Source organism: Nocardia exalbida NBRC 100660 (assembly GCF_000308575.1).
Taxonomy (GTDB): Bacteria; Actinomycetota; Actinomycetes; order Mycobacteriales; family Mycobacteriaceae; genus Nocardia; species Nocardia exalbida.
In genome coordinates this window covers 287,838-307,224 of the sequence record NZ_BAFZ01000119.1, presented here as the reverse complement: position 1 = coordinate 307,224, position 19,387 = coordinate 287,838, and the positions used below count along the sequence as shown (strand labels likewise).

Sequence of the window (19,387 nt, the reverse complement as noted above, 5' to 3'; positions counted from 1 at the left end):
TCCCGGCGTGCTGCCGGTGCTGCGGGCCGCCCAAGTGCAGGCGGCGATGATGGCGCTGTCGTCGGCGGATCTCATCGTGGTGCGGATCGTGCTCGACGACGTGGACGCCAGCCGCTACGCGCTCGGCACCATCGCCACCAAGATCGCATTCTGGCTGCCGCAGGCGGTCGGTGTCGTGCTCTACCCGCGGATGGCCCAGCCGACGCACTCGGCGAGCGCGATCCGGGCGGCATTGGCGGTGCTCAGCGGGATCGGCCTCGTCGCGGTGCTCGGCGCCGCGCTCGCCGCGCCGCTCGCTCCGTTGCTGGCCGGCGAGGACTACGCCCCGATCCAGGGCTTGCTGTGGGTGTTCGCGTTGCACGGCGCGCTGCTGGCCGTGCTGCAAGGCGCGGTGCTCTCGGCCATCGCCGTGGACCGCACTTCGCTCGCGATGGTCGCCTGGCTGGGGCTGGCCGTCGAAGTCACCCTGATGCTGTCGCTGGCCCGGTCGGTTCCGGCGCTGATCATCACGGCCGTGTCGGTGGCCGCGACCACCACCTTCGTGGTCGCCGTCATCGTTTTGCGCGCGGCAGACCACACGACGCGCCCCGAACCGCTTCGCCCCGTCGGCTGACCCCACCGCCTACGATCGTTCCATGATCACCGCGGTGCACACCCTGGTCTACGCGGACGATCCCGACGCGGCCCGCGCGTTCTTCCGCGATGTCCTGCGCTGGCCGCACATCGACGCCCACGACGGCTGGCTGCTGTTCGCTCCAGGCCCGAGTGAACTCGGCGTACATCCCACCGAAGGCACGCCGTGCCACGAGAGCTCGCTGATGTGCGACGACCTGGACCGGACGACGGCCGAGCTGGCCGCCCGTGGAGCACGGTTCGAGGGGGAGGTCACCGAGCGGGGTTTCGGCCGGTGCGTAACCCTGTGTGTTCCCGGCGCGGGCACGATGCTGCTGTATCAGCCACGGCACCCGGTCGCCTATCCGCTCGGCCGCACCGAACCCTGAGAACCCCGCGAACGAATTCGGCTCCCCAGCCGGTAGGCGGGGGAGCCGAATTCGGGGGTGATCAGCCGGTCAGGGCTGTTTGTCGATCCGAATCTGCTCCGTCGGCGCGTCGTCGGCGCCGCGGTTGGCACGCGGTGCGGGGGCGGCCGGAGCCGCGCCGCTCGGACGCTGACCCGGGAAGCCGCCCGCCCGCGCTGGCGTCGGAGCGGAGCCGCCGCGGATGCCGAGCACCACACCGGCGATCAGCGCGATCACACCGAGGACGCCCAGGATGATCGGCATCACCCGGCCGTACAGCGACAGCTTGTCGATGTTCTCCTTGGCCACCGACAGCTGCGACTCGATCGTGTTCTCGTCGAACACGATGTGCGACTTCAGTGCGGTGACCTCCGGCTTGTCCGCGGTGCGCGAGTAATAGAGGTGCAGCGCCTCGCCGCCCTTGACGACCGTGCCGGTCTTCGGCTCCACCCACAGGTCACGGGTGTTGGTGTAGTACCGGGTCATGGTCACCGGGGCGTCGCCGCCCTCCACGCCCCACTTGGCGGCGGGCAGGCTCAGCCGGTTGGTCGGCGCCTGCACGACGTCCCACAGGCTGGTGGCCGGCACCGACATCTGGAAGTGGTAGACCTTGGTGCCGTTGATCTCGGTCTCTTCGAGGAAGTTGGCGTCGAAGGTCTTGCGGACGTTGAGATCGAAGTACGGGTAGGTCTTCTTCTCGGTGCCGATCGGGAACCGGTACTGCAGACCGGTGTGCTGCACCGGCTCGGCGAGGCTCTGGCCCTCGAGGTTGGCGGTCACCGCGATCGAGCCGTTGGGCTCGGTGCCGACCGGCTCACCGGACACCCGGTCGATGGTCACCCGATCGACGGTCGCGGTGAGCAGGCCGGTGTCGCCCTGCTTGTCGATGCGCCGCAGTGTCTGGCCCGCCTGCACGGTCATCTGCTCGGCGTCGGCCGGGTCCTCGACGGTGAGGAAGCGCTGCGAGACCAGCGGGACATTGGTGTCGACCTTCGCCGCGCCTTCCGGAGCGGTCAGTGACTTGGAGTCGAGCACCAGGCTGTCCTCACCCGGCTGGTTCGTGGCGATCGTGGTGATCTCCAGATCGAGGGGAGTTTTGGCCAGCTTGTCGACGGTGTAGGTCGGGATCATGATTGCGGCGACGATCAGCAACGCGCCGAGACCCACGAGCAGGCAGGCCACCGTCCTTCTGGTACCGGCACTCAGTGCCATGCAAACTCTCCTCGTCGTAGAACACAGGTCGCTCCGGCGAGCACTGCGGGCAGGCCGCGGCACTCGTGAGCCCCGACACTAACAGTCCGATGTCGTACCATGCGGCGTCGAGGCCGAAACGGCCGAGAAATCGCCCGAGTCTAGCGCGAAATCTGAAACGCCGGGTTATCAACTGTGGATTCGCCGAGGCAGACTGGAGTCCGATGACAGCGACCCTGCCCACCGCCGCGCCCGCGACCGAACGGGTGCGCCCGCGCGCCTTCGTGCCGGCCTTGGAAGGCATGCGCGGAATGGCCGCGCTCGGCGTGCTGCTGACCCACGTCGCCTTCCAGACCGGCGCCGCGGGCACACCGGTCGTCGGCCGGGTGTGGGGTCGGTTCGACATGGCGGTGGCGGTGTTCTTCGCCCTGTCCGGGTTCCTGCTCTGGCGTCCGCACGCCGCGGCCGCGCGCGGGCTGGACACCGCCCCGCCGGTCGGCTACTACCTGAGACATCGTGCCGCTCGCATCCTGCCCGCCTACTGGGTCGTGGTGTGCGCGGTTCTGGTGCTGCTGCCCAGCGCCGCCGGGACGGCGGGTCTGCGGGTGTGGGTGTCGAACCTCGCGCTGTTGCAGGTATTCGTGCCGCTGACACTCACCGACGGCCTCACCCAGATGTGGAGCCTGTCGGTGGAGGTCGCCTTCTATCTCGTGCTGCCCGTGCTGGCGTTCGCGCTGGTGCGTCTGCGCGGCCCCGCGGCGCGGCGGCGGGTGCCGGTGCTGCTCGCGCTCGCTCTGCTCAGCCTGAGCTGGAACTTCATTCCGGTGCCGACGCCCGACGCGATCCACGCGGACAACTGGCTGCCCGGGTATCTGCCCTGGTTCGCCGCCGGCATGATCCTCGCCGAGCTCGCCGAACATAGCGTCCGGCTATCACGGTGGTGGAAAGTCGGGGCGAATCAGCCACTGATGTGGACCGTCGCGGTGTGCGCCTTTCTGCTCGCGGCGACCGATCTGGCCGGTCCCGCCGGGCTGAACCGGGCCGAACCCTGGCAGTACGTGGTGAAGATGGGGCTCGGCGCGATCATCGGGTTCGCGCTGCTCGCGCCGCTGGTGCTGCGCGACCCGGCGGCGCGCGCGCACCGCTGGCTGGAGTCACCGGTGGCCGCGACGCTCGGCCGCTGGTCCTACGGCATCTTCATCTGGCACCTCGCGATGCTGTCGATCGTGTTCCCGGTCTTCGGCATCCTGCCCTTCCAGGGGGACTTCGGGTACGTCCTGGCCCTCACGATCGCCGTCACCCTTCCGGTCGCCGCGGCCAGTTACGCGCTCATCGAGGAGCCGGTGCGGCGCTGGGCCCGCCACCGGGACCGGGTGCGGCGCAACCCGGAACCCGAGCCCGCGCCCTGATCGGCCGCCCGCGCGAGGTCAGCCGTCGAGTTGCCGGTGCATGTCCAGCAGGTGGTGGCGCAGCTCGTGCAGGGTGTGCACGGCGAGCCAGCGCAGGGAACGATCCGCGGGTTCGGGGTAGGGGAAGCCCAGGGTCCGCTCCCAGTCGTCGTCGCCGAGTCGCTCCAGCACGTTCGCGAACAGGAGGGCGGCGTCGCGGATCTGGCGAGCGACGTCCGCGGGGTTCTGCTCGGCGTATCCGTCGTGCTCGACGCGCTCGTCCCGGCCCATCGCGGTAGCGGGCGGATTGTCCGAACGACGTGCGGCCAGTACGCGCTCGCGCTGGGCGAGCAGTACGTCCCGCACGTGGCACGCGTACTCCAGCGGTGACCACACATCCGGCTTGCCACGCCGGCGTAACTTGCCGCCGTCGGCGCCGAGCAGATCGGCGTATTCCACTGCGTGCTCCCGCGCCAGCGACGGCACATCGGCCGCCGAAGCCAAGTCGTAGACGAAACCGCATTCGGCACAGGTGTTCACGCGTGGTCACGTTAGCAACGAGTGCGCTTGCGGCGCACGGCGAATGCGCGCCTCGTCGAGCGGAATGCCTCGCGTGCGCGCCGACAGGGGCGGTCGGTTGTCGATCGGTGTGGACCGTCAGTCCCCGACCGTCGGGGGACGCGGCTCGTCCGACCCGCTCGCACCAGCCCGATCAGCATGCTTCGGCCGGGGCAGCGCCGCGATGCCCACCGCGATGATCGCGAGCAGCGCGGGAAGCTGCACCAGCGCGGAGCCACCCATATAACCGTCCGGCGAGCGCCACGGGCCCGTGGACAGCGCGGCGGCGGAGAGCATGGTGCCCGCGCCCGCCACGACGACGAGCGCACGCGGGGTGACGTACCGCGTGAAACGGGTTGCGGCCAAGGCGATCACCGTGGCGGCAGCGCCCACCGGACCCGCGATCACGGTAGCCGCACCGGTGAGCCCTACCGCGCCCATCCAGCGTCGGCCCCAGGTACCGCGAGCATCGGCGCTCGCATCCGGCTGCTCGGCGGGCACCTCCGATTCCGCTCTGCCCGCCTCGGCCCGGGTGGGGCCCGGCCGCGCGCGGCGGGGGAAGGCCAGGACCGCGAGCGGCAGGAGCAGCAGCAGGCCGCCGAAGATGCCGAGGCGGTACCACCGGTCGTCCGGGAAAGCGATCGTCACCGGGCCGGTGGCATCGGCGGGCAGCAGCCAGGCTTGCTGCCAGCCGTCCACCACCACCGGTTCGAGCACGTGTCCGTCCGCACTGGTCGCACGCCATCCGACGTTGGTGCTCAGCGGCAGCACGAGCAGTCGTGTGCCCGCGTCCACCGCGGGCGCCGCGGCGGTTTCCGTCCCGCTTCGGTGCAAGCGCAGCCGATCCACGAAGAACAGGTCGGTCGGCCCGACCGCCACGTCGGCCCGGCCCTGCGGCAGCGCGAACTCGCTCGGTGCCGCGGCCTCCGGCTCGCCCGCCTCGTCGGTGCACACCCGGGCGGGAACGGGTGCGCCGGAGCGTAATTCGCCGACGGTGGCGGTGACCGACGTGTGCAGCGTCCGACCGCCCGCATCGATCGTCGGCCCCAGCGCGCACGGCACGGTGATCTCGCGGTCCAGTGCGGCGGCCGGGGGGTAGTCCGGTCCAAGCACCGTCACCTCCGCCAGTCCGGGCGGCTGGGTCTGGACGAACCCGAGCGCCGTCCGGTCCAGCACCGGCCGCCAGGTTCGCATGCTGAGTTCGATGCGGTCGGTCACGGTGGGATGCAGGGAGATCCGGATGGGTGTGCCCGAGCCGTCGTCCTCGAGTTCACGCACCTGCGGACCGTCCCCGAGATTCACCGTCACCGAGGTGGGCGTCGCGGGCAAGCCGCCGAGCGAGGGGGTCAGTTCGAGGCCGGTCACCAGCGTGGGCTCGGGCAATTCGAGGGTGAGCGTCGGCCTGCCGCCGGTCGGCTCGCGCACCGAGGCCTCGGGCGCGGTCCAGCTCGTGCGCGGATCGCCGTCGGTCGCGGCGAACGCGGCCCCGCGCAAATCGCCGACGTCGGCCTTGCCCCGGGCCACCGGCCGGGCTCGGTCGGTGAGCAGCGCCTCCAGGGCCGGGCCCTGCCTGGTGCGGACGGTCAGTTCCGGGGCGACCGACATCGGTTCCGGGACGGTCAGCGTGCGCTGGAACGTGCCGGGTTCCTCCGGGGCCAAAGCGAGACCTTTGCTGCAACGCACCCGGTCGGGCGCATCGAAACACGCGCTGCGGCCGGGAAATTCCTGACCGAGATCCCAGCCGCGCAGTTGCGCGCCCGCTGGAGCGGACGGAACCACGGTCCGATGCCTGATGTCGACGCGGACCGGCGCGTTACGCACCGAGTAGTCGTCCAGCGCGAGTTCGCTGATGCCGAATTGCCCGCCACCCGAGCCGCCTTCGGTGCGGATGGCGGTGATCGTCAGCCACTCCGTGCGGCCGGCGGGAAGCGAAACCGAGACCGGCGCACCGGGTTCGGGCACCCGGACCGAGACGGTGCCGTTCGCGGTGCGCACCTCGATCCATTTGACCGGGTCGCCGATGGCGGCCGCACTGGTGGTCAGTTTCAGCTGCCCGGTCTGGATCGGATGGTCGAGATCGAGTCGAAGCCACTGTCCGAGCGCGCGTTCGATGCCGTTGCTGATCCACGCGGTGGCCGGATCGCCGTCGACGACGGCCGCGGTGGAGCTTCCCGGCGCGGCGCCGCCGAGCTGCGTGGCGTCCGCGGCCGAACTGGACGCGGTGATCGTGGCGCCGGACCATTCGCCGCGCACCAGTTCCGCGCCGGGCACCGGATAGTCGGGCACCAGGTTGTGCGTGCGGCGCGCGTCGTCGGGGGCGCGCAACGCCGAGTTGTGGTTGTCCACCCGGCCGAAATCGGCTTCGCGATCCATCGGCGTATCGGTGACCGTCACTGGGCCGATCGGCAACCCGGCCCGGATCGCGTCGGCGGCGAGCAAGCCGGGCGTCCGGGCGGCGGCAGGGTCGCGGCGCATCCGCTCGAACACTTCGGGTCCGCCCTGGACCACCGGAACATCGCCCAGTGGGACGGTATACGCGCCGGGGAACGCTTCCGGCGCACCGGTACCGCCGCGCACCTCGGCGGGCGTGCCGAGCGCCGGCGCGTCGACCCGGTAGATCTCGACCGCCGGATACGGCGGCCGCAGGTCGCCGTCGGCCACCAAGCCGTCGGCGAGCACCACCGATTCGATCGGGTTGCCGAACTCGGCCACCTTGCGCAGACCGGGCGACTCGTCGAGCGCCTGGTGGGCCAGCATCGGCCGGGTCGACCGGGAGGTCTCCGGGTCGAGATCGTTGCGCAGGACGACGACGCCGACGCCCTGAGCGCTCAGCGTCGCGGCCAGGCCCGCCGAGGGCCTGCCGTCGGCGATGAGCCGCTGCACCGAATCCATCGCGCGGATGGTGCCGGGCGGGTTCAGCGGCACCGCGTCGCGGATCGCCCACGGCGTTCGGGCCAGCGCTTGCAGCGGTTCGTCGCGCGTGAGTCCCCAGATCTGGCTGCCGAAGGGGGCGCCGGGCACGACCAGGGCGCGGGTGTCGGAGGCATTGTTCGCGAGCCAGTCCGCGGTCTGCTGCCAATAGGCGGGGACCCGGTCGTAGGCGCCGCGCGGTGCGAGCTTGCCGGTCCAGGCCAGGGAGCTGGACAGGGCGAGCGCGGTGAGGATCAGTGCCGCCACCGCGACCGCGCGGTCCCGCTCCGGGTGCGCGAACGCGCCGCGCCAAACCCGGAAAGGAACGGAGGCGGGCAGCGGAACCCGGGCGAGCAACTGTGCCAACCCGAGCACGAGCGGGATGCGGATCAGCGGCTCCAGCTTGTGCACGTTGCGCAGCGGAGCGCCCCCGGAGTCGAGGAAGACGCGTACCGACTCGGCGAACGGGCCGCTCAGCTCACCGGCGAATCCGGCGCAGATGCCGACCAGCCCGACACACAGGATCAGGACGAGCCTGCCCCGGTACGGCATGGATCGCAGGGCCAGGCCGGCCATGCCCGCCGCCGCGACCAGCCCGGTCGCGAGCACCGCCGCGGGCTGGGTCACCAATACCGCGCCCGCGATACGTTCCGGCGAGACGAACGGGGTCCAGCTGTCGGTGCCGCGCAGCACCTCGCCCAGCGAGGACCACTGCGTCGTCACCCCCGACGATTCGATGTAGTCCAGGAACGGCGGACTCACCTTGCCCAGCAGCAGTAGCGGGACCGCCCACCAGAACGTGGCCAGCACCAGCAGCGGAATCCACGCCGCGGTGAAACGCCACCAACGGCGATCCGGCCGATGGGAGCCGCCTCGCGCCGGGGCGAGCGCAGGCGAGGCGGCCGCCCACCACAGCAGCGCGGGCAGGAAGGCGGCCACCGTCGCGACCGCGTTGACCGAGCCCATCAGGGCGAGCGCCAGCGCACTGCCCGCGGGCGACTCCGCTCCGCCCCGCCGCCGGGCGCGCCCCGCGACGCCGAGCACGGCGGGTGCGAGCAGCACCCACGGCGCCAGCATCATCGGCAGCGTCTCCGAGGAGATCGACCCGACGGTGGTCAGGACCCGAGGCGACAGCGCGAACGCGAGCGCGGCGACGACCCGCGACCCGCGCGTCCCGATGCCGAGCGCCTCGCACAGGCGCACGATTCCCCAGAAACCGGCGAGCAGCAGCAGCGCCCACCAGACCCGCTGCGTCACCCAGGCGGGCACGCCCAGCAGATGGCCGAGCGAGAAGAACGCGCCGTGTGGGAAGAAGTATCCGTAGGCCTGGTTCTGCACCTGGCCCATCGGCGCCTGGCTACTCCACAGATGTGCGGCGCGCGCGAGAAAACCGAGCGGATTCTGCGCCAGGTCGTATTTCGTGTCGGCGACCGTGAGTCCCGGCGCCTGCACGAAGGTCAGCAGGAACGCCGCGAGGACGGTCGCGGCGAACCAACGTCTGCCCAGCGGCGCGGTGCTGTGCTGCCCCGGCGCCGCGGAAGATCCGAACGAATTCGCGGTTGAAGCGGAGGTCAGCGGGTCAGCGGCTGCCGTACTCAACGTTGTTCAGCAGCGAGGAGTCCTTGTCGCCGCTGCGGTCGATTTCCGGGCGCGAGTTCTGCTGCACCGCGAGGGTGATGAGGAAGACACTGAGCACGCCCAGCACGGCGCCCGCGACAGCACTCGCAACACCCGGGACAGCAAACTTCATCGCGGCACTCCAATACGTCGATGCAGGCACGTTCCCGGCCAACCTAGCAGGACGTCCGGTATTTGTATGCGTTCAGGCCGGGGAATCTCCGGTGAGCACGCGTCGGCCGGCCCGGTAGACCGCGCGCCGGACCACTCGGAAGCGGGTACGTCAGTGGGTGGGCAGAGCGCAGTGCAGCGTGCCGAGCAGGGTGCGCAGTTTGGCGGTGGTCTCGTCGAGTTCCGTCTGCGGGTCGGAGGCGGCGACGATGCCGCCGCCCGCGTACGCCCGCACCGTACGACCGTCGGCCGAGAGTTCCGCGCAGCGGATGGCGACCACCCAGGCGCCGTCGCCGTCCGCGGCACACCAGCCGACGGCGCCTCCGTAGAAACCGCGGTCGTCCTCGATGTGTGTGATGGTCTCCAGTGCCAGATCGGTGGGAGTGCCGCAGACCGCGGGCGTGGGGTGCAGCAGCAACGCCAGGTCCAGCGCGGTGATCGCGGTGTCGCGCAGGCGCCCGGTGATCGGCGTCGCCAGATGCCACACCTCGGGGGTGCTGACCAGTTCCGGGCTCTCCGGAATGGACAGCTCGGCGCAGACCGGTCCGAGCCGCTCCCGGATCCAGTCGATCACGAACGCGTGCTCGTCGCGATTCTTGGTGCTGGCCAGCAGTTCTCGGGCCTGCGCGGCATCGGCGCCCGGATCGAGCAGCCGTGGCGCGGTGCCGGCCAGCGGGCGCAAGGTCACCAGGTCTCCTTGCCGGGCGATCAGCACTTCGGGCGTCGCGCCCACCAGCGTCGCGCCGGGGCGTCCGGCGGGAGTGAGATCGACCGCGAAGACGTTCGCGTGCGGGTGCCTGGTCAGCAGGTGCCCCGCGACGACCTCCGGGTCGAGCGCGGACTGTGCCTCGGCCAGCACCGAACGCGCCGCGACCACCTTGCGCAGCGGTTGCGCGGGATCGTTGAGCTGCTCGACCAATTTGGTCACCCGCGCCACATGCTCGGCCCGGCTCGGTATCTCGGTCACCACGCGTACCGCGGGCAGGTCGGGCAGTGCGGCGGGCCGCCATGGACCCGCGGTGTGCACGGCGCGCTCGGGCACGCTCAGCGCCGCGGGCTCGCGTGGATCGAAGGGCAGCGCGCCGACCACCAGCCGCGCCCGGCCGTCCCGCAGCGCGGCCCGCGCTCGCTGCGCGTCGTCGAAGAAGACCCGGCTCCCATGACCCCGAACAACCCCGTCGGCCCGAGCAAGCAGGAACCCATCCATTACCCCAACCTAGCCCCGTCGCCGCGCCCCATCGCGGTGGAAGCGATCCAGATCTCACGCGGAGCGCGGATCACGAATTCTTGCCGGGCGGGACGAGCAGGACCGGGCGGTGGCAATGCCTGAGGACGGCGTCGGCGACGCTGCTGTGCAGCAGCGCGCGGATCCCGGTGGCGCCCCGGGTGCCCGCGACGATGATGTCGACGTCCAGTTCGTCGGCGCAATCGACGATGGCGTTCCAGATGGTGGTGGTGCATTCGGCGGTGCGCGCCTCGGCGTTCAGGCCCGCCATTTCGGCCAGCCGCACACCCTCGGCATTGGTGGCGCGCGCGTCGACGTAGGCGATGTCCTCGATCTCGTCGTCCGGCACCCATTCCGGTTGCATGACACCCGACAGCCCGGACAGCCGAGCGGCTTGACGCACCATGGGCTCCCAGGCGGTCAGCACGACGGCACGGTTCGCGCTGAGGAATCGCCCGGCGTATTCGACGGCCCGCTTGGCGTTCTCGGAGCCGTCGTAGGCGATGAGCATCAGATCGCAGGGCACGCTGACCTCCTGAGAGAGACACAGGCGACACCTCGAGATTACCCCGCGCAGGCCCGGGTGAACCGGCTTGTCAAGCGGTGTGACCTGCGTAAACGTCGGTCCCTCGTGGTCACGTCGATGAGCCTCGGACTTCTCCTTTTGCGGCTCGGAACTACTGGCCCGGTGACCTGGGCTGCGCTGCGTCGGACTCGACTGTGCGGCCGGAAAACCACCGGCGCCTGTGCCCGCCGCGTCCGACTCAGCTATGCCGCTGGAAACCACTGGGCGAGCGGGCCGCGTCGGCGGGTACGACAACCGACCGTGATCAGCGCGAAGTCTCCCGGGCGACTTCTCGGCATGCGATGGCGGGTGTGGGCAGGCCCGGCGAACGGCGACCGCCGAAATCACGATGCGGACAAGGCGGTGACCCTTCGGTCCGGTATGGCCGAGTGCGAGACAACGATTCGGTACCGGTGCGCGAGTTACCCGTCCGGTAGGGACGTAGCGACTGCGGTCGCGCGCGTCACCACGAGTACGGTTGACCTCTATGCGGAAGACGCCTCTGCTCGTCCTCACCGTTCTCGCCGCCGTCGCGACTGCCTGCTCGAACGGCGGCTCCACCGAGTCGGCGTCATCGAGCACCACCACGCCCGAAGCGACCACCGCGGCGATTCCCGTCACCAGCGCGGCGCCGCCGGACTGCAACGCCGGGTATCTCGCACAGTTCACCACCCGCGCGAAACTCGCGCAGTTGCTGACGGTCGGCGTCACCGGCACCGACGACGCCACGAACGTGGTGCGCGACGAGCAGATCGGCGGCATCTTCGTGGGCGGATGGACCGACCAGGCGCTGCTCGCCTCCGGCCAGATCGCCCAGGTGAAGCAGGCCGCCAAGGTGCCCCTGATGGTGACCATCGACGAGGAAGGCGGCCGAGTCTCGCGGGTGCGCGACCTGATCGGCGCGGCTCCGTCGGCGCGGGAAACGGCGCAGACCATGACCCCCGAGCAGTTCTACGACGCGACGGTGACCAGAGGCCGTGCGCTGAAGGATCTCGGCGTGACGGTGGACTTCGCCCCCGACGTGGACGTCAGTTCCCAGCCGGACGACTCGGTCATCGGCGACCGCTCCTTCTCCGACGATCCGAACGTCGTCACCCGCTACGCGGACGCCTACATCCGCGCGATGCGCGAGGTCGGCGTCGGCACCGTGATGAAGCACTTCCCCGGTCACGGCTCCGGATCCGGCGACTCGCACACCGGCGCGGTACGCACCCCGCCGCTGGACCAGTTGCGGCAGGTGGACCTGGTGCCATTCCGCAACCTCATCGGCTCGGGCGCGGCCGTGATGGTCGGCCACCTGGACGTGCCCGGTCTGACCACACCGGATGTCCCGGCCAGCATCAGCCCGGAGGCGATGCGGTTGCTGCGCGACGGCAGCGGCTACGGCGCCGCGCCGTTCCAGGGGCCGATCTTCACCGACGACCTCGGAGGCATGGCGGCGATCACCAGCCGGATGTCGATCGAAGACGCCGTGGAAGCCGCGCTGGTCGCCGGTGCCGACAGCGCCCTGTGGATCACCACCGACGCGGTGCCGCAGGTGCTCGACCGGCTGGAGCAGGCGGTGTCGAGCGGACGGCTGCCGATGGCGCAGGTGGACGCGTCGGTGTTGCGTGTGGCCGCGTTCAAGGGTGCGTTGCCGCGCTGCTGAGGCGCGCCGCACGGCCGAGTCGGGCGACCGGTGAGCAAATCGGACCGCCGGAACTTACCTTGGAGTAATATATGAGATTCACCTGTGGTAGGAGTGTGGATGGCGGGCGGTACGAAGCGGCTTCCACGGGCGGTACGCGAGCAGCAGATGCTCGACGCCGCCGTGGAGGTCTTCTCGCGTAAAGGCTTCCACGACACGTCGATGGACGCGATCGCCGCCGAGGCGAAGATCTCCAAACCGATGCTGTATCTGTACTACGGCTCCAAGGACGAACTGTTCCGCGCCTGCATCCAGCGCGAGGGGTTGCGCTTCATCGAATCCGTCGCGCCCGCGGGCAACCCGCTGCTCACCCCCCACGAGCAGGTGCGCACCGCGCTGGAGGGCTTCCTCGGCTTCGTCGACCGCAACCGGCGCTCCTGGCAGGTGCTCTACCGGCAGGCCATCGGCCAGCAGGCATTCGCCTCGGAGATCGAGAACGCGCGCGAACGGGTCATCGAGCTGACCGCCAAACTGCTCGAATCCAGCGCCAAGCACGCCGAGCCCGGGACGAACTTCGACGTCGTCGCGGTCGCCGTGATCGGCGCGGGCGAGGCCATCGCCGACCGGTTGGCCAGCGGCCGGATCGAGGTCGCCGAGGCCGTCGACCTACTCGACGATCTGGCCTGGCGCGGTCTGGCCGGCCGGAAGAAAACCGAGTAGCCCACCTTTTGCCCGTTTCGGTTGCTTCGGCGCCGCCCTCCTGCCACAGTGCGTGAGTTCGCAAAACAGCGGGCCGGCTCACGCGATCGAGCCGGGGAGAAACGGGGCGGAAGTGTTCGGGTTGCTCAGGCCGTGTGCGCACGGCGCTCAGAAGTATGGAATCGATGCGGCCGAGTGGCAGGCGCATCTGTGCGGTTTGTGTCTCGGGCTGCGGGACGGGCACGGTCAATTCGCTCGCGCCACCACCAACAAAGACGCGCTGGTGCTGAGCATGCTCACCGAGGCGCAGTCCGGTTCCGCGGCACGCACCACCGCGGCGCCGTGTCCGCTGCGCGGGATGCGCAGGGCGTCGGTGGTCACCGCCGACTCACCCGGCGTCCAGCTCGCCACCACCGCGTCACTGCTGCTGGCATCGGCCAAGATTCGCGATCACGTGGACGACGGTGACGTCTCCGCGATCGCCCGCAGGCCGCTGGCGAAAGCCGCGACGCGATGGAACCGGGAGGCGCGCGCGGGTGCGGCGCGGATCGGCCTGGACGTCGAGCCGCTCGTCGCGGCGCTCGCCGCGCAGGTGTGCTTGGAGCAGGAGGCGAAAGAGCTGGTCGCCGTAGGTGGTTCGGGTGCGGGATCGGTGCCGGAATCGCTTGCCGCTTCGCCGCACTGGCGCTCGGCGATGGCGCCGTCGGCCGATCCGCTGGATCGCTTGACCGCGCCGACCCAGCTGTGCGCGTCGGCGTTCTTCGCGCATACCGCCGTGCTGGCCGATCGCTCGGACAATATCGACGCGTTGCGCGAGGCGGGCTGGCAGTTCGGGCGGATCGCGCATCTGGCCGACGCCGTCGCCGACTACGACGACGACGCCACCCATGACCGCTTCAACCCCCTCGCGGCCACCGGCACCACCGTGCCCGAGGCTTACGATCTGCTCCGGCAATCGAATTCGAGCCTGCGCGCCGCCGTGGCGGCGGCCGAGCTCAGCCGGGTGCCCACCGTCCGCTGGATGCTGCTCGACCCGCTGACCGCGGTGCTGCGCCGGCTCGGCGGCGGGCTCGGCGCACTCGCCGCCCACACATGCGCGGTGTCGCCCGACGCCGAGGTCCGCGCGCACGCCCGCGGAAGAAGCGGCCACCGTCCGCCGACTCGTCGCCCGGGTATCGGCGAATCCCTCACGCTAGTCCTTGGCGGCTACTGCACCGGTTACGCGTGCTGCGCCGACCACACGCAACCGTGCACCGGTGAACGCAAGGACGCGTGGATCAAGAATTGCGATTGCGGCGATTGTGACTGCGGCTGCTGCGATTGCGGGGATTGCAACTGCTGCGACTGCGGATGCGACTGCTGATCGGTGCCCGACGGACGCGCGGCGGCAGGCCGGCCGACGTCATTGGAAAGCGCGAAGCCGCATTCCGATTCGCGTGAATCGGAATGCGGCTCCGGCTTGTTCAGCGCAGGGTCGCCGTCAGATGCGGGTAACCCTTCTTCGGATGGCGCAGCGCCAAGTCCCAACCGCCTTCGGCCTGATCGGCATACAGGTTGACGGTGGAGGGCAGCAGAATCGGCTTACCGAACTTGACCGAATACGTGGTCTGCTCCGGAATGCGGCCCTCGACCGCGCCGAGCACGGTCGCCGCCGACCACATGCCATGAGCGATCGACCGGGGGAAGCCGAACGCCTTGGCGCCCAACGCCGAGGTGTGGATCGGGTTGTGGTCACCGGACGCGGCCGCGTACCGGGTGATCGTCTTCTGATCCACCCGCAGCGTGCGCAGCGGAGGTGGCGGAACCTCGTCCGGCTTCGGCTCCTGCTTCGGACCGCCCGACAACGAGGTGCGCTGCTGGTGCAGGAACGTGGTGACCTGGTGCCACACCAGCTCGCGACCCACCTTCACATCGCTGATCGCGTCCACGAGCAGGCCCTTCGGGTGCTCGCGCAGGTTCTCGATGTGCGTGCGGATGTCCAGCGGCTCGCTCACCGAGATGTCCCGGGTCCGCTCGATGACGTTCTGCGCGTGCACCGCGCCCACCGCGACGAACGGGAAGTCCCGCGCCACCACCAGCTGCATGGCCAGCGGGAAGGTGAGGATGAACGGATAGGTCAGCGGCAGCGCGTCGCCGAACCGCAAACCGGTCGCGCGGCAGTAGGCGGCCAGGTGATCGGGGTCCACTCGCAGCCCGTCGAGCTGAACCGCCCGGTCCGGCAGCGCCGGCTTGCGCGCCGACAGCAGCGGCACCGCGCCGAGCGCCGCCTTGACGAACAGGCGGCTGTTCTTCGGCGGTTCGGTGAGGCTGATCACCTGGGTCTTCTCCTTGCCTGCCGGAGCCTGGGTCATCATGCTCCGATCAGGCTCTGCCCGCAGACCCGGACGACGTTGCCGGTCACCGCGTTCGACGCCGGGCTCGCGAAGTAGGCGATGGTCTCGGCGACATCGACGGTCTGGCCGCCCTGCAGCAGCGAGCTCATCAGTCGTCCCGCTTCCCGGGTGGCCAACGGGATCGCGGCGGTCATCGCGGTCTCGATGAAACCGGGCGCGACGGCGTTGATGGTGATGTTCTTCTCCGCCAGCTTCGGCGCCTCGGCGTTCACCATGCCGATGACACCCGCCTTGGAGGTGCCGTAGTTGGTCTGGCCACGGTTGCCCGCGATGCCCGCGATGGAGGACACGTCGATCACGCGGCCGCCCTCCTTCAGCGCGCCCCTGGCCACCAGGCCCTCGGTGATCCGGTGCGGCGCGGCGAGATTCACGTTGATGACCGAGTTCCAGCGTCCCTCGTCCATGTTCGCCAGCAGCTTGTCCCTGGTGATGCCCGCGTTGTGCACGATGATGTCGATGCCGCCGAACCGCTCGGTGGCGAATTCGGCCAGCTTCTCCGCCGCGTCGGGCGCGGTCACGTCGAGCGCGAGCGCGGTGCCGCCCACCTTGTTCGCGGTCTGCGACAGCGCCTCACCCGCGGCCGGGATGTCGGCCACGATCACCTGGGCACCATCGCGGGCGAACACCTCGGCGATGGTCGCGCCGATGCCGCGCGCCGCACCGGTCACCACGGCGACCTTGCCCGCCAGCGGGCGGTCCCAATCGGCGGGTGCGCTCGCGTCGTCCTTACCGACCCGGATGACCTGGCCGTCGACGAACGCCGACTTCGCCGAGAGCAGGAACCGCAGGGTGGATTCCAGGCCGGTCGCCGTGGCGGACGCCTCGGGGTGCAGGTAGACCAGCTGAGCGGTCGAGCCGCGCAGCAATTCCTTGGCCACCGAGCGGGTGAAGCCCTCCAGCGCGCGCTGCGCGATCTGCTCGTCCACGCCGCCCGCCAGCTCGGGCGTGGTGCCGATGACCACGATGCGCCCGGACGCGGTGAGGCTGCGCAGGGCGGGCTGGAAGAACTCGAACAGCTGGGAGAGGTCCTCGATGGAACCGATGCCGGTGGCGTCGAACACCAGGGCGCCGTACTTGGTGCCCTGGCTCAGCGCGTCGGCGAAGTCGTAGTCAGACAGCAGGGCGCGCACCGGCTCGGCGACCCGGCCCTTCCCGCCGATCAGCACCGGGCCCGACAGCGGCGGCTCGCCCTCGACGTAGCGGCGCAGTGTCTCCGGCTTCGGAAGGCCGAGCTTGCTGGCCAGGAACGCGCCAGGTGCGGAGTGTACGAACGATCCATAGAGGTTGGGAGCACCCTTGCTCTTGCTGGCTGCCACTATTCCTACCTTTTCTGAGTTCTGTCTCTCGGGTCTGGGGTCGCCCCGGCATGGTTGGCTGGCGCACTTTTGCGGGGGTACGTATCGACATTAAACTTACTCCAGAGTAAGTTTAATGTAAACAACCGCGACGGGGCGCCGAGCAGTGCGGAATGTCCGCGCTCGACCGGGCCGCCGGGACATCCATCCACGAGACCTTGGAGACTCGAGTGACTAGCAAAGCCCGTTCGGCGAAGAGCACCGCCAAGACCGGTAAGACCACCCGTCCGGTCGCGATCGTGGGTGGCAACCGGATTCCGTTCGCTCGCTCCGACAAGGCGTACGCCCGCGCCTCCAACCAGGACATGTTCACCGCCGCGCTGGACGGGCTGGTCAGCCGTTTCGGCCTGCAGGGCGAGCGGCTCGGCATGGTCGTCGGGGGCGCCGTGCTGAAGCGGGTCGGCGAGCACGGCCTGATCCGGGAGAGCGTGCTCGGTAGCAAGCTGAGCCCCTACACCCCGGCGCACGACCTGCAACTGGCCTGCGGCACCGGACTGCAGGCGATCGTCACCGTCGGTGACGCGATCGCCGCGGGCCGGATCGAAGCCGGTGTCGGCGGCGGCACCGACACCACCTCCGACGCTCCGATCGGGGTGAGCGAGGGCATGCGCGAGTGGATGCTCGACGCCAACCGCGCCAAGACCGGCAAGGACCGCCTCAAGCTGGTCGGCCAGCTGCGCCCGAGCATGCTCGGCATCGAGATCCCGCGCAACGCCGAGCCGCGCACCGGCTTGTCCATGGGTGAGCACGCCGCCATCACCGCCAAGGAGTTCGGTGTTCCGCGCGAGGCGCAGGACGAGCTGGCCTACCTGTCGCACAAGAACATGGCGGCCGCCTACGACCGCGGCTTCTTCGACGATCTGATCACGCCGTTCCTCGGCCTCACCCGGGACGACAACCTGCGCCCGAACTCCTCGATCGAGAAGCTGGCGACGCTGAAGCCGGTCTTCGGGGTCAAGGCGGGCGACGCGACCATGACCGCGGGCAACTCCACCCCGCTGACCGACGGCGCCTCCGCGGTGCTGCTGTCCAGCGAGGAGTGGGCCGCCGAGCACAAGCTGCCCGTGCTGGCCCACCTGGTCGACAGCGAGGTCGCCGCGGTCGACTACATCCACGGCCCCGACGGCCTGCTGATGGCGCCGACCTACGCGGTGCCGCGCCTGCTCGCCCGCAACGGCCTGACTCTGCAGGACTTCGACTACTACGAGATCCACGAGGCGTTCGCCTCGGTGGTGCTGGCCACCCTGGCCGCGTGGGAGTCCGACGCCTACTGCAAGGAGCGCCTCGGCCTCGACGGCGCGCTCGGGTCGATCGATCGCAGCAAGCTCAACGTCAACGGCTCGTCGCTGGCCGCGGGCCACCCCTTCGCCGCGACCGGCGGCCGTATCGTCGCCTCCACCGCGAAAATGCTGGCCGAGAAGGGCTCCGGCCGCGCGCTGATCTCCATCTGCGCCGCGGGCGGCCAAGGCGTGGTCGCCATCCTGGAGCGCTGACCGCGGGCGTAGTCGCACACCACGAAGGTGGTCCGATCGGATTTCCGGCCGGACCACCTTCGCGTTTCGCCTACTCGCCGGGCAGTTCGAGGTGCCCGCCGAAGGCTTTGCGCATCGCCGAGAGCACTTTGTCCGCGTACAGCGCTTCGCCCCGCGAGGAGAATCGCGCGAACAAGGCGGACGACAGCACGGGCACGGGTACGCCGGTGTCGATGGCGGCATCGATCGTCCAGCGGCCCTCGCCGGAATCGGACACCCGGCCACTGTAGGAGTCCAGGTTCGGGTCCGCGTACAGCGCGGCGGCGGTGAGATCGAGCAACCAGGACGCGACCACCGACCCGCGCCGCCACACCTCGGTGATCTCCGGCACGTCGAGGTCGTACTGGTAGTACTCGGGGTGCTCCAGCGGCGTCTCCTCCGCGGAGAACTCGCCCGCGTGCTCGGCTCCGTAGTTGGCTCGCCGCAGCACGTTCAAACCTTCGGCGTAGGCGGCCATCGCCCCGTACTCGATGCCGTTGTGCACCATCTTCACGAAGTGACCCGCACCCACGGGCCCGCAGTGCAGGTAACCGAGTTCGGCCGTGGACGGTTCGCCGGTGCGTCCCGGTGTCCGCTCCGCCGCCCCGACGCCCGGCGCGATGGATTTCAGCAGCGGGTCCAGGTGTTTCACCGGCTCGGACTCGCCGCCGATCATCAGGCAGAAGCCGCGGGTGCGGCCGAACACCCCGCCGGAGGTGCCGATGTCCACGTAGTGGATGCCCTTGGGCCGCAGCTTCGCGGCGCGCGCGAGGTCCTCGTGGTAGCGGCTGTTGCCGCCGTCGATGACGATGTCACCCGGCTCGAGCAGTTCGGCGACCTGCTCGATCACCGCCCCGGTCGCGCCGGCCGGGATCATCACCCAGACCACGCGCGGGGTCTCCAGCATGCCCACGAACTCGGTGAGATCGGTGCTGCCCCGGAAGCCGTCACCGAGCTCCGCGCGCAGTTCGTCGATGTGGGCGGAGCGCCGTTCGTATCCGACCGCGGTGTGCCCGGCCTCGACGACGCGGCGCACGATGTTCGCGCCCATCCGGCCGAGGCCGATCATTCCCAGCTGCATGCCATCCATCTCCCTTGCGTATGCGAAGTGTTGCGGCGGGATCGTCCTGTTCGATTCTCCCGCGTGGGATCGATCAC

At 70.2% G+C, this 19,387-nt stretch carries 15 protein-coding genes and 1 pseudogene; 7 read left to right on the top strand and 9 right to left on the bottom strand.

Features of this window, described 5'->3' with window-relative positions; genetic code table 11:
• Positions 1-613: pseudogene (locus ON29_RS28040) on the top strand (polysaccharide biosynthesis protein); the annotation flags it as partial.
• A gap of 22 nt (positions 614-635) precedes the next feature.
• Complete coding sequence (locus ON29_RS28035; protein WP_040870844.1) at positions 636-1,001, top strand: VOC family protein; 366 nt, start codon at positions 636-638, stop codon at positions 999-1,001.
• A 69-nt stretch (positions 1,002-1,070) separates the two neighbouring features.
• Here the strand turns inward: ON29_RS28035 and pgfA are convergent, their stop codons facing one another.
• Positions 1,071-2,231, bottom strand: coding sequence for a cell envelope lipid trafficking protein PgfA (gene pgfA / locus ON29_RS28030; RefSeq protein ID WP_040870842.1), 1,161 nt, complete (start codon positions 2,229-2,231; stop codon positions 1,071-1,073).
• A 203-nt stretch (positions 2,232-2,434) separates the two neighbouring features.
• On the opposite strand from pgfA, the gene ON29_RS28025 reads away from it, so the two are divergent.
• Positions 2,435-3,619: an acyltransferase family protein gene (locus tag ON29_RS28025; RefSeq protein ID WP_040870840.1), complete on the top strand. Its 1,185-nt coding sequence runs from the start codon at positions 2,435-2,437 to the stop codon at positions 3,617-3,619.
• 18 nt (positions 3,620-3,637) lie between these two features.
• Here ON29_RS28025 and ON29_RS28020 read toward each other — a convergent pair whose 3' ends face one another.
• The 5 genes from ON29_RS28020 to ON29_RS28005 form a co-directional block, all read right to left on the bottom strand.
• Complete coding sequence (locus ON29_RS28020) at positions 3,638-4,138, bottom strand: DinB family protein (protein WP_174371866.1); 501 nt, start codon at positions 4,136-4,138, stop codon at positions 3,638-3,640.
• A gap of 117 nt (positions 4,139-4,255) precedes the next feature.
• The gene (locus ON29_RS28015; RefSeq protein ID WP_083864101.1) at positions 4,256-8,665 is read right to left on the bottom strand and encodes an alpha-(1->3)-arabinofuranosyltransferase domain-containing protein; all 4,410 of its coding nucleotides are present in this window, start codon (positions 8,663-8,665) and stop codon (positions 4,256-4,258) included.
• Complete coding sequence (locus ON29_RS35085; protein ID WP_083864100.1) at positions 8,646-8,816, bottom strand: DUF2613 domain-containing protein; 171 nt, start codon at positions 8,814-8,816, stop codon at positions 8,646-8,648. Before ON29_RS35085 ends, ON29_RS28015 begins: the two co-directional genes overlap by 20 nt.
• Positions 8,817-8,966: 150 nt before the next feature.
• Positions 8,967-10,061 carry an isochorismate synthase gene (locus tag ON29_RS28010; RefSeq protein ID WP_040870838.1) on the bottom strand — a complete coding sequence of 365 codons (1,095 nt, stop codon included), beginning with the start codon at positions 10,059-10,061 and terminating at the stop codon, positions 8,967-8,969.
• Positions 10,062-10,131: 70 nt separating this feature from the next.
• Positions 10,132-10,605 carry a universal stress protein gene (locus tag ON29_RS28005; protein ID WP_063825382.1) on the bottom strand — a complete coding sequence of 158 codons (474 nt, stop codon included), beginning with the start codon at positions 10,603-10,605 and terminating at the stop codon, positions 10,132-10,134.
• Between the two features lie 526 nt (positions 10,606-11,131).
• On the opposite strand from ON29_RS28005, the gene ON29_RS28000 reads away from it, so the two are divergent.
• The 3 genes from ON29_RS28000 (at position 11,132) to ON29_RS27990 (ending at position 14,333) form a co-directional block, all read left to right on the top strand.
• Positions 11,132-12,292: a glycoside hydrolase family 3 N-terminal domain-containing protein gene (locus ON29_RS28000; RefSeq protein ID WP_040870836.1), complete on the top strand. Its 1,161-nt coding sequence runs from the start codon at positions 11,132-11,134 to the stop codon at positions 12,290-12,292.
• A 99-nt stretch (positions 12,293-12,391) separates the two neighbouring features.
• Positions 12,392-12,991, top strand: a complete 600-nt coding sequence (locus ON29_RS27995) for a TetR/AcrR family transcriptional regulator (RefSeq protein WP_040870930.1) — start codon at positions 12,392-12,394, stop codon at positions 12,989-12,991.
• A 112-nt stretch (positions 12,992-13,103) separates the two neighbouring features.
• Positions 13,104-14,333, top strand: a complete 1,230-nt coding sequence (locus ON29_RS27990; protein WP_040870835.1) for a DUF5685 family protein — start codon at positions 13,104-13,106, stop codon at positions 14,331-14,333.
• A gap of 100 nt (positions 14,334-14,433) precedes the next feature.
• Here ON29_RS27990 and ON29_RS27985 read toward each other — a convergent pair whose 3' ends face one another.
• Entirely contained in the window at positions 14,434-15,324 is an 891-nt protein-coding gene (locus ON29_RS27985) for a MaoC family dehydratase (RefSeq protein ID WP_245549141.1), read from the bottom strand.
• Positions 15,321-16,679 carry a 3-oxoacyl-ACP reductase gene (locus ON29_RS27980; RefSeq protein WP_040870833.1) on the bottom strand — a complete coding sequence of 453 codons (1,359 nt, stop codon included), beginning with the start codon at positions 16,677-16,679 and terminating at the stop codon, positions 15,321-15,323. Before ON29_RS27980 ends, ON29_RS27985 begins: the two co-directional genes overlap by 4 nt.
• A gap of 209 nt (positions 16,680-16,888) precedes the next feature.
• On the opposite strand from ON29_RS27980, the gene ON29_RS27975 reads away from it, so the two are divergent.
• A complete protein-coding gene (locus tag ON29_RS27975) occupies positions 16,889-18,211 on the top strand; it encodes an acetyl-CoA C-acetyltransferase (RefSeq protein WP_040870928.1) in 1,323 nt (440 codons plus the stop codon).
• 70 nt (positions 18,212-18,281) lie between these two features.
• On the opposite strand, the gene gnd is transcribed toward ON29_RS27975, so the two are convergent.
• On the bottom strand, positions 18,282-19,310 hold the full coding sequence (gnd, locus tag ON29_RS27970) for a phosphogluconate dehydrogenase (NAD(+)-dependent, decarboxylating) (RefSeq protein ID WP_040870926.1): 1,029 nt from the start codon (positions 19,308-19,310) through the stop codon (positions 18,282-18,284).
• Positions 19,311-19,387 lie beyond the last annotated feature (77 nt).